12 protein-coding genes and 1 pseudogene are annotated in these 12,908 nt (G+C 66.8%); 5 read left to right on the forward strand and 8 right to left on the reverse strand.

Features of this window, described 5'->3' with window-relative positions; all coding sequences use genetic code 11:
• Nucleotides 1-12: 12 nt before the first annotated feature.
• Nucleotides 13-207 carry a 50S ribosomal protein L32 gene (gene rpmF, locus A7D16_RS08350; RefSeq protein ID WP_010368401.1) on the reverse strand — a complete coding sequence of 65 codons (195 nt, stop codon included), beginning with the start codon at nt 205-207 and terminating at the stop codon, nt 13-15.
• A gap of 97 nt (nt 208-304) precedes the next feature.
• Nucleotides 305-814, reverse strand: coding sequence for a YceD family protein (locus tag A7D16_RS08355; RefSeq protein WP_064631611.1), 510 nt, complete (start codon nt 812-814; stop codon nt 305-307).
• Nucleotides 815-939: 125 nt separating this feature from the next.
• Here A7D16_RS08355 and A7D16_RS08360 point away from each other — a divergent pair, with 125 nt between their 5' ends.
• Nucleotides 940-1,515: a Maf family protein gene (locus A7D16_RS08360; protein WP_064631613.1), complete on the forward strand. Its 576-nt coding sequence runs from the start codon at nt 940-942 to the stop codon at nt 1,513-1,515.
• Between the two features lie 461 nt (nt 1,516-1,976).
• Here A7D16_RS08360 and A7D16_RS08365 read toward each other — a convergent pair.
• Nucleotides 1,977-2,771: pseudogene (locus A7D16_RS08365) on the reverse strand (glycosyltransferase family 2 protein); the annotation flags it as partial.
• Nucleotides 2,768-4,621, reverse strand: a complete 1,854-nt coding sequence (locus A7D16_RS08370) for a glycosyltransferase family 39 protein (RefSeq protein WP_064631615.1) — start codon at nt 4,619-4,621, stop codon at nt 2,768-2,770. The gene A7D16_RS08370 and the pseudogene A7D16_RS08365, both read right to left, overlap by 4 nt.
• Nucleotides 4,622-4,657: 36 nt before the next feature.
• Between A7D16_RS08370 and A7D16_RS08375 the strand changes: the two genes are divergently transcribed.
• Genes A7D16_RS08375 through A7D16_RS08390 form a run of 4 tightly spaced genes read left to right on the forward strand, consistent with a single transcriptional unit; the run spans nt 4,658 to nt 9,048 of the window.
• Nucleotides 4,658-5,611, forward strand: a complete 954-nt coding sequence (locus tag A7D16_RS08375) for an AAA family ATPase (RefSeq protein WP_064631617.1) — start codon at nt 4,658-4,660, stop codon at nt 5,609-5,611.
• A 5-nt stretch (nt 5,612-5,616) separates the two neighbouring features.
• Nucleotides 5,617-6,573 (forward strand): DUF58 domain-containing protein, encoded by a 957-nt coding sequence (locus tag A7D16_RS08380; protein WP_064631619.1) that lies wholly within the window; start codon nt 5,617-5,619, stop codon nt 6,571-6,573.
• Entirely contained in the window at nt 6,566-8,518 is a 1,953-nt protein-coding gene (locus A7D16_RS08385) for a transglutaminase family protein (protein WP_064631621.1), read from the forward strand. Before A7D16_RS08380 ends, A7D16_RS08385 begins: the two co-directional genes overlap by 8 nt.
• Nucleotides 8,515-9,048, forward strand: a complete 534-nt coding sequence (locus tag A7D16_RS08390) for a Slp family lipoprotein (RefSeq protein WP_064631623.1) — start codon at nt 8,515-8,517, stop codon at nt 9,046-9,048. Before A7D16_RS08385 ends, A7D16_RS08390 begins: the two co-directional genes overlap by 4 nt.
• A 244-nt stretch (nt 9,049-9,292) precedes the next feature.
• Here the strand turns inward: A7D16_RS08390 and A7D16_RS08395 are convergent, their stop codons facing one another.
• The 4 genes from A7D16_RS08395 to dnaX all read right to left on the reverse strand — a co-directional run bounded on the left by A7D16_RS08395 (nt 9,293) and on the right by dnaX (nt 12,846).
• A complete protein-coding gene (locus tag A7D16_RS08395) occupies nt 9,293-9,643 on the reverse strand; it encodes a histidine triad nucleotide-binding protein (RefSeq protein WP_064631625.1) in 351 nt (116 codons plus the stop codon).
• 100 nt (nt 9,644-9,743) lie between these two features.
• Complete coding sequence (recR, locus tag A7D16_RS08400; protein ID WP_010365139.1) at nt 9,744-10,337, reverse strand: recombination mediator RecR; 594 nt, start codon at nt 10,335-10,337, stop codon at nt 9,744-9,746.
• 100 nt (nt 10,338-10,437) lie between these two features.
• A complete protein-coding gene (locus tag A7D16_RS08405) occupies nt 10,438-10,758 on the reverse strand; it encodes a YbaB/EbfC family nucleoid-associated protein (protein WP_005913896.1) in 321 nt (106 codons plus the stop codon).
• A gap of 6 nt (nt 10,759-10,764) precedes the next feature.
• Complete coding sequence (gene dnaX, locus A7D16_RS08410; RefSeq protein ID WP_064631627.1) at nt 10,765-12,846, reverse strand: DNA polymerase III subunit gamma/tau; 2,082 nt, start codon at nt 12,844-12,846, stop codon at nt 10,765-10,767.
• Nucleotides 12,847-12,908 lie beyond the last annotated feature (62 nt).

The raw sequence follows: 12,908 nt of genomic DNA on the forward strand, positions 1-12,908 counted from the left end.
GGGCGCCACGAATCAATCTTCTTGGACGGCCGACGACTTGGTCGTGATCACCTTCTTGCCGCGGTAGTAACCGTCAGCGGTGATGTGGTGGCGCAGATGGATCTCGCCGCTGGTCGGGTCGGTCGACAACTGCTTGGCGGTGAGGGCATCGTGCGAACGACGCTGGCCGCGACGGGACGGGGTGACACGGGATTTCTGCACAGCCATGGGGTTGCTCCAACTTTAGTTCGATAACTTGTCTGTTGAGTCGAACAGCACGCTCTACGCCCGCGTCGACCTGTCTTACCGCCCTTAACAGCGGCGGTTACTGTTTCTTCAACGCTGCCAGCGCCGCGAACGGGCTGGCCTTGTCTTGCTCTTCCTGGGTCGGAACCCATTCGGCATCGATCGCTTCGCTACCCGGCGCCATCGGCACCACTGGTACCGAGAGCACCAGTTCGTCTTCGACCATGTCTACGGCCCGCAGCATGCCATCTTCCGGAACCAGCAACGCTTCGTACTCGGCCGGCAATGCGGCTTCGTCGGCTTCGTCACGGATCAAACCAAGACGCTGTCTGATTTGCACCGGGTACAGAAAACGCTGCAGGCTACGCTGGCAGGCCAGCGGAAGCTCGACATCGATGCTGAGTTCGACATAGGCGACCTTGAGCAGATCGTCCTGGTCGAACTGGAGCGAATAGACACATTCACCCTCGGTATCGACAAGGCTTCCTTGCAGACGGGTCATCGCAGAGAGCGGGATGCGGCCATCGAAGCGCCTGCGCGCTGCGACCATCCGCCAAGCATCCAGCATTTCGGGTACGTTCGCGGACATAAGCCGCAGAATGTTAAAGACCCGCAGCGGCCCTGTCAAATGGCCCATTCATTGGGCCCCATTGATGCAATTGCCGTGTAGCGTGTAGGGCGGCAGACTCCCCTGCCCGCCCCCAGCAGCACGCCATGATGCCACGCCTGATTCTTGCCTCCACGTCCGCCTATCGGCGCGAGCTGCTTGGCCGCCTGCGCCTGGCGTTCGACACTGCCCGGCCCGAGGTCGACGAGCAGGCGCAGCGGGGCGAGACCCCGAGCGTATTGGCAGGCCGTCTGGCCGCCGAAAAGGCTGCCGCGGTGGCGGCCCGCTTCCCCGAGGCCTGGGTGATCGGCTCGGATCAGGTCGCCGACCTGGACGGCCAGGCATTGGGCAAGCCCGGCACCCTGGACCAGGCACGCGCGCAGCTCACCGCCATGTCAGGCCGGACCGTGCGCTTCCACACCGCCGTCAGCCTGATCGGCCCGGAACGCGCCCTGCACGCGCTGGATTTGACCGAGGTGCACGTGCGCGCACTGACGGCCGCCGAGATCGAGCGCTACCTGGACGCCGAACCGGCGCTGGATTGCGCCGGCAGCTTCAAATGCGAAGGCCTGGGCATCAGCCTGTTCGATGCGATCCACTCTAAGGACCCTACGGCCCTGGTCGGGCTGCCGCTGATCGCGCTGGCGGGGTTACTGCGCCAAGCGGGGTTTCAACTGCCCTGAGCTATCGCCTGGCCTCATGATCGAGCCTGCAGAACTGGTAGGGATACTCCCCCTGCCCGATTTGCGAGGAAAGCCTGCGACAACGTGCCGGATCCAGCTTCACCCCATACGCAAGCAGCTGTTGTTGCGCCTGCTCCAATAGGCGGTGATCGGCAGCCACGACTTCCCTCGCCTTGTGCTCGGGAACGCGCAACTGACACAGTCCGGGCCGGGATGCATCGAGTTCGGCACGCAATCCATGCGCCGTCAGCCAGCGCAATTGGGGGCATTCCGGTCCAGCACTCCATCCCAGACGCCGCGCCCACCGATTCATCCGTTCCACGCGGGGGCTCTGCTTGTCCTGGGTCGCATTCCATAACGCATACAGCTGGGGCCGCTCGGCCACCAGCGCGCGCACGCGGGCGCGATAGGCATCCGACTCGGCAAGGTTGCTGGCCACACCGACATAACGTGCCGCTGGTGTACGTCTCGAACAACGGAATCGCCAGCACCACCGACAGCTTGGCGCTGAGCACGAAGCCCACCGAAAAGAACAACAACGGCCGCTCGGCCTTGAACAACTTTGCGATCGTGGTGAGGATGCGCCAGCCATCGCGCCAGGTGTTCAACTTGCTTTGCGAGCCTTCCGGACGCACACCATAGGCGGTTTCGACTTCGGCCACCGGCATGCGCAGCTGCAAGGCATGCACGGCCAGCTCGGTTTCGGTCTCGAAGCCATGCGCGTGGGCGGCGAAGGATTTGACGTAGCGCCGCGAGAACACCCGGTAGCCGGACAGCATGTCGTCGAAACTGCGGCCGAACAGCAAGCCCGCGCAGCGCGTCAGCAGCACGTTGCCCAACCGATGGCCGGGGCGATAGGCGGCCTGCTGTTGATCGCGCCGTGCACCGACCACCATGTCCAGGCGCTCGTCGATCAGCTTGCGCACCAACGCCGGCGCGGCAGTGGCATCGTAGGTGGCGTCGCCATCGACCAGCACATAGATGTCGGCCTCCACATCGGCAAATCCGCGCCGCACCACATTGCCCTTGCCCTGCAATGCCACGCGACACACCTGCGCACCCGCAGCTGCGGCGATCGCTGCGGTGGCATCGCTGGAGTTGTTGTCCAGCACGTGGATCACTGCGCCCGGCAAAGCGGCAGCGAAGTCGCCGATCACATCGGCAACGGTCGCCGCTTCGTTATGGCACGGCACCAGCACGGCGATTCGAATCCCGGACGGATGTGCGGGACGTGCAACAGGCAAGGCATTGGTCATTGCATGATCTGAGGTGCTGAAACGGTGACGGGTTGTTCCCACCAATCTTCCGCGCTGCCATCGTGGCCGTGCAGGCGCAATCCCAACCAATGCGTGCCGGGCGGCAGCGCGTGCGTGTCGAGGGTGGCGGTGAAGCCGACATTGGGGTGCTGCGGGTCGGTGGAAATCTTCCAGTACGGGCGTACGTCCATCGGGCTGCCGTAGCCGGCCTGTGCGACGGGGCGACCATCCAGCAGCAGCTCCACATGCGATAGCCCGACGCCGTCCTTGAAGGCCCAGCCGCGCACCTGCACCTTGCCGGAGACGGCAACACCCGGTAGCGGCGTGTCGATCCAGGCCATCGCCGGGGTGACACACGGCCCGGGCGCGCGTTGCGCCGGCAGTGCGAACAGCAAAAAGCGCTGATACCCGTGATCGGTGGACACCACCGTGGGCGGCGGCAATGGCCCGACCATGTCGCAGATGGCGTGATAGCGCTTGAGCAGGTCGCGATAACGCTGGTCACTGGGCGACAGCACCAACAGGCGCGGCCCGGTGCCCGTACCGTCGCTGAGCAACCCCCACTGCTGCAGCTGCGCGCTGCGCCCGTGCCTGTCGTTCAAGTCGGCGCGCAGCACTTCGATCTTGGCCTCGTGCAACTGGAAGCCGAGCTCGGCGCCGACCTTGAAGTTCTCTGCCAGCACGCGCGTGCCCGGCGGCATCAGTGCCAGCTGACGTTTAACCGCACGTGCCAGGTCGTTCCAGCCGGCAAAATTACGCGGGTAATATTTTTCGCCGGCGGCATGCGCGCGGATCGACGGGACCGACACCGCCAGGTAGTAGCCATACGCGCCAAGCGTGCCAAGCAGCGCAATCAGCCACGCCGCGCGGCGCAGTGGATGCGGCCAGCGCATCAGGATCACCGGCACCGCCACCAGCAGTGCCAGATAGCCCGGCAACGGCCAATGGAAGCTGATCCGCTCGGCATCGCTGAAGAAGCCCAGCACGAAGATCGCTACGGTCGAAATGCCGCCCAGCAGGCCGAAATAGCGCCATTGCGCACGCGAACCGCCGCCGGCCCGCGTGCCGGCCAGGCCCACCTTGAGCATTGCCCAGGCCAGCAACGGCGTCACCAGTACCGCCTGGATCAGCAGAAACCACAGACCGGTGATCTGAAAGCGCCACGGGTGCCGGTCGACCAACTGAAAGCGCAGGCCGGCTTCGTCATGGTCGGTGTTCCAGAACAGCAGCGGCAGCCAGCTCACCGCGCCCACGGTCAGCGCCATCCAGATGCGCGGGTCGCGCATCACCGCGCGCCCTTGCGGAATGCACAGCAGCGCGATGCAGCCCACGCCGATCACCCCGACAAAGCGGTAGTGGCTGAGCGCGCCGATGACAAGGCCAATCGCGAGCTCCAGCGCACTGGTGGCATCGACCTCGCGCAGCAAACGCGCGCCGGCGTCCATGCACAGCACCGCTGCCAGGGCCATCGGCACGTCGGGCACGGCCAGGATGCCGAGCGTGGCCGACAGCGGCATCAGCAAGGTCAGGCTGCCGGCCTGCCAGCCCAGCGTGGAGCCGAACCAGCGCGTGGCGATGTGCGCAACCAGCCACGGCAGCAGTGCGGCGATGGCCAGAAACGGCAGCCGCAAGGCCAGCAGATGATGCCCGCCCAGCTCCACGCCCAGCCGCGCCAGCCAGGCGGTCATGCCCGGCAGATCCGAATAGGCCGCCGCCAGGTGCTGGCCTTCCTGCCAGTAGAACGCCTCGTCCACGAACAGCGGCAAGCGTGCCGCGATCAATAGCTTGACGGCCGTGGCCAGTGTCCACAGGATCACGAAGGTGCGATGTGCCCGTTGGTCCCCCTGCATTGCCCTGTGCACTCTTCTTTCACCTACGGAATTGTGATGTCGACACCGCTGCGTTCCACGGAAATGCTAACCGATGCGCTGCGCCAATCGCTGCGGCGCGCGCAAGACCAGGTCAATTCGCTGCTGCTGGGCAAGGCGCAGGAAGTGCGGCTGGCGTTCGTGGCGCTGCTGTCCGGTGGACATCTGTTGATCGAGGACCTGCCCGGCCTGGGCAAGACCACCCTCGCCCATGCGATGGCCTCCAGCCTGGGGCTGGGCTTCCAGCGCGTGCAGTTCACCTCCGACCTGCTGCCGGCCGATGTGCTGGGCGTGTCGGTGTACGACGCCGCCTCGCGCCAGTTTCAGTTTCATCCCGGTCCGGTGTTCACCAACGTGCTGCTGGCCGATGAGATCAATCGCGCGCCGCCACGCACGCAAAGCTCGCTGCTGGAGGCCATGGCCGAACAACAGGTGACACTGGACGGCGTGACGCATGCGTTGCCGGAACCATTCTTCGTGATCGCCACGCAGAACCCGGTCGATCTGTCCGGCACCTTCCCGCTGCCGGATTCGCAGCTGGACCGCTTCCTGCTGCGGCTGAGCCTGGGCTACCCCAGCGCCGATGCCGAGCGCGCGCTGCTGTCCGGGGTGGATCGGCGCGAGCTGATCGCCCAGGCCGCCCCGCAACTCAGCGACGCCGATGTGGTGGCGTTGCGTGCGGTGGTCAACCAGATCCATACCAGCGATGCGCTGATCGGTTACGTGCAGGCTTTGCTGCTGCGCAGCCGCCAGCATGCCGGAGTGCGCGTGGGCCTGTCGCCGCGTGCCGGCATAGCGCTGCTGCGTGCGGCCAAGGCCTACGCGCTGCTGCTCGGGCGCGAGCATGTGCTGCCGGAAGACGTGCAGGCACTGTTCGTGGCGGTGGCCGGGCACCGGCTGGTGCCGGAAGCCGAATCCTCGTCCGGGCCGGCACTGGCCAAGGCGCTGCTGCACAGCGTGCCGGTGGACTGACCCAGGTGCGTGCGCACGTGCGCGGCATCGGCCGCCGACTCAGCCTGCTGGCGCGCCCGCGGGGCGCGGAAGGCCTGCCGATCGTGCTGGATCGCCGGCGTATCTATGTGCTGCCGACCCGCTTCGGGTTGTTCGTCACTGCGCTGCTGCTGGCGATGCTGCTGGGCGCGCTGAACTACAACAACAACCCGGCGCTGCTGCTCGCGCTGCTGCTGGCCACCGCCGGCATCGCCAGCAGCATCATGGCGCACCTGCAACTGTCGGCGCTGCGTATCGAAGCGGTCTCGGCCGAGCCGGTGCTAGCCGGCGAACCGCTGCGCATGCGGGTGTCGTTGGCACGCCGCGATACCCGCGTGCGACGCGGTTTGCGCCTGGATCATCTGGAGAGCAGCGGGTTCTGTTCGCTGATCGAGCACGACATGGCCGACGTCGACCTGCTGGTGCCGACCGAGCGCCGCGGCTGGCAGGACATCGAACGCATCCGCCTGTCCAGCACCCAACCGTTGGGGCTGGTGCGCGCCTGGTCGTGGGTGTGGCCGGAAACGCCATTACTGGCCTATCCCAAACCCGAAGAACAGGGGCCGTTGCTGCCGGAGGGCACCGGTTCGCCCAACCAGACCCGCCTGCATGCACAAGGCGAAGAACTGCATCAGCTGCGCCCCTACCGCGCCGGCGATGCACCACGCACCATTTCCTGGAAGCATTCGGCGCGTCGCGACACCTTGCTGGTGCGCGAATACGAGCAGCCGCTGGGCATCGAAGTCACGCTGGACTGGCGCACGCTCAACACCCTGCCGTACGAGCGCCGCATCGCGCGGCTGGCGCGCTGGGTCAACCTGGCCGAGCGCGACGGGCGCCGCTATCGCCTGCTGCTGCCGGGCCAGCCGCCCCTGGGCCCCGCGCAAGGGCCTTCGCACCATCACTTGTGTCTGCGCGCCCTGGCCCTGCTTCCTCATGACTGAGCCCCCCCTCTCAATCAGCCAGGCCAGCCGCGGCTGGGTGCTGGCCACCAGCTGGCTGGCATTGACGCCGCTGCTGCTGCAACTGCCCGGCCTGCTTGCCGCCACCGTGGCCGTGGCCGCGGTGCTGGTCGGTGTGCTGAGCTGGCGCGGCACCTTGATGGCGCCGGTGCGGCTATTGCTGGTGATCGCGATGCTGGCGGCGGTGTACTGGCAGATCGGCATGCGCTTCGGCCGCGACACCGGCTGCGCGGTGCTGGCATCGATGCTGGCGATCAAGGCGTCCGAGCTGCGCACCCTGCGCGATGCGCGCAGCTTGCTCGGCTTTGCGTTGTTCGCGCCGTTTGCGGCGTTTCTGCTCGACCAGGGGCCGGCCACCATGGGCCTGGCGCTGCTGGCGGTGGTGAGCGCCTTGCTGAGCATGCAGCGGCTGGCCGACGAAGAGCACCGCACCGCCACGCCGGCATTGCGCCTGCAATTGCGCGGCATCGGCAAGCTGGTCGCCATCGGCGTGCCGCTGGCCCTGACCACGTTCTGGCTGCTGCCGCGCCTGAGTTCACCGCTATGGGGCGTGCCCGAACGCGCGCTGTCGCGTCCCGGGCTGTCGGACAACATGTCGCCGGGCGAATGGATCGACCTGATGGCCGACGACAGCCCGGCGCTGCGCGTGCAGTTCACCGGCAAGGCGCCTCCGCCGCAGCAACGCTACTGGCGCGGGCCGGTGATGTGGGATTTCGACGGCCGCACCTGGCAGCGCGCGCGCTGGACCGGCCGCGGCCAGCCCGCCTCGGTCACGGCCGGGCCACAAACCTATCGCTATCGCCTGGATTACGAGCCCACCGATCGCCGCCAACTGGTGTCGCTGGACCTGCCCACCCAAGCGGTGGCCAACGCCGAGTTGTCGCCCGATTACGAGCTGTTCGCGCAGCGCCCATTGAGCGCGTTGACGCGTTGGGAGCTGCAATCGGCGCCACCCACCCGCTTCGATACCAACCTGCCCGATCAGTTGCGCGAACGCGCGCTCGCCCTGCCGCCCGGCTTCAACCCGCGTACGCTCACGTTGGCACGGCAGTGGCGTGCGGAGGCCGGCAACAACGACGATGCCGTGGTGCAGCGCGCGCTGGAGTGGATCACCCGCGAATTCGCCTACACGCTGGACACGCCGCTGCTCGGCCGCAACAGCGTCGACGAATTCCTGTTCCAGCAGAAGGCCGGTTTCTGCGAACACTTCAGCTCCTCGTTCGTGGTGCTGATGCGCGCGGCCGGCATCCCGGCACGCGTGGTCACCGGCTATGCCGGCGGCTCATACAACGGGCTGGGCAACTACTGGGTGGTGCGGCGCATGGATGCGCATGCCTGGGCCGAGGTCTGGCTGGCCAGGCGTGGCTGGGTGCGCGTGGATCCCACCGCCGCAGTGGCGCCGGAGCGCATTTACGACACCCTGGAAGATCGCCTGCAAACCGGTGGCGGCAACAACTTCGCCCAGCTCGGCACCTGGGCCGGCCTGGCCCAGGTCGGCGACTGGCTCCGTCGCGGCTGGAACGACATGGTGCTGTCCTTCGATGCCGACCGCCAGCAACGGCTGCTGCAACCATTCGGCATCGATCGCCTGGACACCTCCCAGCTGGCGGCGATCTTCGGCCTGTTCGCGATCAGTGCGTTGGCCTGGATGGGCTGGCTGCTGGCGCGCGGCGAACGTGAGCGCGACCCGCTGTTGCGCGCCTGGCACCAGCTGAGCCGCCGCTACCGCAAGCTCGGCCTTGCCCGCGAACCGCATGAACCGGCCATCGCCTGGGCGCAACGTGTCGCCCGCTCACACCCGAATACGGCATTGTTGGCGCTCAGCCAACGTTTCGCTGCCGCGCGATACGCTGGCGCTGATTCGGACAGCGCCACTCTCTTGAAAGACTTGCTGCAGCATCGCCCGCGAACCGGAGCTTCCTCATGAGTACCCGTTTTCTTGTTCCTCTTATCGCTGTGCTCGGGCTCGCAGCCTGTGCCACCGCGCCCAAGCCGCTGCAGGGCCAGTTCCCCACGGTCAGTCCGAGCGATTCCACCGCCAGCGCCCAGGTCGGCACCTCCGTGCGCTGGGGCGGCAAGATCATCCAGACCACACCTAGCCAGGGCCAGACCTGCTTCGAGCTGATTTCGCGCCCACTCAATGCCAGTGGGCGCCCGGACCGTAACGCCGTGGACGCCAGCGACGGCCGCTTCCTGGCCTGCCGCTCGGGCTTCTACGATCCGGCGGTGTTCGAGCCAGGCCGCGAAGTCACCTTCATCGGCAAGATCGAAGGCTACGAAACCACCAAGATCGGCGAGTACGACTACAAGCTGCCCAAGGTGAATGCCGACGTGGTCTACCTGTGGCCAGTCGTGCGCGACGTGGACGTGGTGCCAGCCTATCCGTACGGCCCGTGGGGCGACCCGTGGGGCCCGCGCTGGGGCGGTGGTTGGGGCTGGGGCCGCGGCTGGTGGTAATGCGCCGCTGATCCATGCGTTATCCCGCAAAAACGCCGCTCGCAGGGAGCGGCGTTTTTGTTTGCGCGTCGGCAGTTGCAGCTAGAGCATGGCGCCATTGGAGTGCGCAGTACGCATGAGTGCCTGACACCGTGCGTCGTCGCCAGGTCACAGCAAAGCTGGCGATTGGCCATGCGCAAGCGTCACCTGCCCGGGCCGCCAGAGCGCCGGTTCGGTCACGCCGGTGGCAGAGCGAGCAACTCCATCACGGCGTGCCGAAACGACCCAACGGCGCACCGGCCAGCAGATGCAGATGGAGATGGAACACGGTCTGGCCAGCATGCTCGCGGCAATTCATCACGATGCGGTAGCCGTCCTGCGCCAGTCCCTGCGCGCGCGCGTAGGCTGCCGCCGCAATGGCCAGCTTGCCGACCAGCAGCGCCTGCTCCGGCGGCACATCGTCCAGGGTGGGAATGGCGTGCTGCTTGGGAATGAAGAGCACATGCACCGGCGCCTGCGGCGCGATGTCTTCGAAGCCCAGCACCTCGTCGTCTTCATAAACGATGGTGGCCGGGATTTCGCGACGAATGATTTTGCCGAAGATGGTGTCGGTCATAGACGGGATTGGGGAGTTGGGATTCGGGATTGGCCAAAGCTTACCGCGCGCGCCGACCAGCTTTTGCGAATCCCCAATCCCGACTTCCCAATCCCAGCCCTCAAAGCACCTCACTGCGGGTGCCGAAGGCGTGCGACAGGGTGCCGCGGTCCACATATTCAAGTTCGCCGCCCAGCGGCATGCCCTGCGCGAGCCGGCTCGGGCGCACCGCATGCTGGCGGGCAAGCTGCGCCAGGTAATGGGCGGTCGCCTCGCCTTCCACGGTGGCGTTGGTGGCGATGATCATTTCGGTCACTTCCCCAGCAGCCAGGCGCTCACCGAGCCGGTCCAGCCCCAGCTCGCGCGGGCCGATGCCATCCAGCGGCGACAGGCGCCCCTGCAGGATGAAATACAGGCCGCGGTAGCCGGTGGCATGCTCGATCGCCAGACGATCGGCCGGCGACTCGACCACGCACAGCTGCTGCCGGTCGCGGCTGCTGCTGGCGCAGATGGTGCAGATTTCCGACTCGGTGAAATCGCGGCATTGCACGCAATGCCCGACCTTTTCCACCGCATTGGCCAGCGTCGTGGCCAGGCGCCGCCCACCCTCGCGCTCGCGCTCGAGCACGTGATAAGCCATGCGCTGGGCAGACTTCTGGCCCACCCCGGGCAACACCCGGAAGGCCTCGATCAGTTGTTCGAGCAGAGTGGACATTGGGTGGCCGGGATTGGGAATTGGAGATTCGGGATTCGCAACTGCAGAAGCAAATCTCGCTTCCAGCGAATCCCCAATCCCGGCTCCCGAATCCCTTCGATCAGAACGGCAACTTCATGCCGGGCGGCAGCTGCATGCCGGCGGTGGCCGAGCCCATGCGGTCCTTGGATTCGGCGTCGATCTTGTTGGAGGCGTCGTTGAAGGCGGCGGCGATCAGGTCTTCGGCCATCTCCTGGTCGGACAGGATGCTCGGGTCGATGCGCACCTTGCGGCATTCCTTGGCGCCGGTCAGTGTCACGCTGACCATGCCGCCGCCGGCGGTGCCGGTGACTTCCAGCTTGGCCAGTTCTTCCTGGGCGCGCTGCAGGTTTTCCTGCATCTTCTGCGCCTGCTGCATCAGTTGGGCGATGTTTCCACGCATGGGTCGTTACTCGTCGTAAGGGCGGATGGAATCGGGGACGACCCGCGCACCTTGCTGCTGGATCAGCTGCTGCACCGTCGGGTCGTTCATGAAGGCGGTTTCGGCCGCGCTCTGGCGCTCGCCTTTCTGGCGGTTGGCGCGTTCGTGCAAGGTCTCGACGTCGGCGCTGCCGGTTTCGATGACGATGCGCGGGGTGTTTCCCAGCACCGGTGCCAGCGCCTGCGCAAGGTTGGCGATGGAGCGCTCGGAATTGAGGTATTCGAAGCCCGGCGCCAGTGCCAGCCGCAGTACGCCATCGCGATGGCCGATAAACGCAGCGTTGGCGGCAAGCTGTCGCGACGGGCCATTCAAACCGCTGCGCGTGACCAGCTCCAGCCATTGCTCGGCATCGGCGATGCGGCCGTCATCGAGCAAGGCCGATGTATCGGCCACCGAATCTGACACAGCCAGCGCCGTTGCCGATGGACTCACCACCACTTGCTCTACGAGCACAGGCGGCTCGACCGCCACGGCGATCGAAGACGTCGCGGCCAAAGCCGACGTTGCAACCGCAGCGTCAGGCGCAACCGGCGGCGCGAGCTCGGCGGGTGCAGACGGCGGGGCCATGGCGGCTTCAGGCGCCAGCGCGGCCATCGTGTCGGACGCGGGCACTGCCTGCGTCCGCACCGGCGCATCGTCCACTGCCCACGGCGGCGTGTCGTCGTTGCGCGCACTGGCTGCAGAGGCGCGATTGGCCGAAGAAGACGCCCGGGCAGGAAGCACCACAACCGGCGCCGGGGCGTCGGCCGCAGCCTGAGTCGCCGGAATCCCTGATGCCGGCGAGGACGCCTCCGCGACGGCAACCGGCAGCGATTCCGTCACCGTGGCAGGCGTAGACGCCATGCCGGGCGCTGCCGTTACCGGCGCCGCCACTGCCGAAGCGGCAGCCTGCCCGCCGGCAGCGGCCGAACGTGCGCCACCGGCTGCGGTGGCACCGCGCCCGTCGTCGGCGCCGCCAGCCGGCACCACCGCTGCGGGGCGGAAGGCCAGCATCCGCAGTACTGCCATTTCGAAACCGGCGCGCGGGCTGGGCGCCAGATACAGATCGCGGCGCCCGTTGAGCGCCATCTGGTACCACAGCTGCACCACTTCCGGGCGCAGCTGCGCGGCAAACGGGGTCGGGTCGATGCCGTCGCCGACGAACGCCACCGACGGCACCAGCTGCTGCACCTGCACGCGATGCAGCGCCTCGGCCAGGGCCTCCAGCACGCCGCTCCAATCGGGCGAGAATTCGGCCAGCGCGGCCACCACTTGCAGCAGGCGCGCGCCATCGCCATCGGCCAGCGATTGCAGCATCGCGCCGACCTGGGTGCGATCGACCGTCCCCAGCATGGTGCGCACCACATCCTCGCGCAGCGCTCCGCCGGCGTAGGCGATCGCCTGATCCAGCAGCGACAAACCATCGCGCAGCGAGCCATCGGCCGCCTTGGACAGCTGCACGATCGCCGACGGATCCGATTCGATCTGTTCGGCAGCCAGAATGCGCGTCATCTGGCCCTGGATCTGATCCTCATCCAGGCGCTTGAGGTTGAACTGCAGGCAGCGCGACAACACCGTCACCGGCAGCTTTTGCGGGTCGGTGGTGGCCAGCAGGAACTTCACATGCTCCGGCGGCTCTTCCAGCGTCTTCAGCAGCGCATTGAATGCCGCCTTGGACAGCATGTGCACTTCGTCGATCAGGTAGACCTTGAACTTGCCGCGCGAGGGCATGTACTGCGCGTTCTCGATCACCTCGCGCACATCGTCCACGCCGGTGTTGGACGCGGCATCGATCTCCAGCAGGTCGATGTAGCGGCCGGCATCGATGTCCAGACAGGCCGGGCACGTCCCACACGGATCGGCACTGGTACCGGTCTCGCAATTGAGCGATTTGGCGAAGATGCGCGCAATGGTGGTCTTGCCCACGCCGCGGGTGCCGGTGAACAGGAACGCGTGGTGCACGCGCCCACTGTCGAGCGCGTTACTGAGCGCGCGGACCACGTGTTCCTGGCCTACGAGCTCGGCAAAACGCTTCGGGCGCCACTTGCGGGCGAGAACGAGATAAGACATCGGGCAACCGGCTTTGTTTGAGCCGATATTGTGCCACGGCCCGTCTCACCGACTGCGGCTGG

The sequence above is a fragment of the Xanthomonas nasturtii genome (genome assembly GCF_001660815.1).
Taxonomy (GTDB): Bacteria; Pseudomonadota; Gammaproteobacteria; order Xanthomonadales; family Xanthomonadaceae; genus Xanthomonas; species Xanthomonas nasturtii.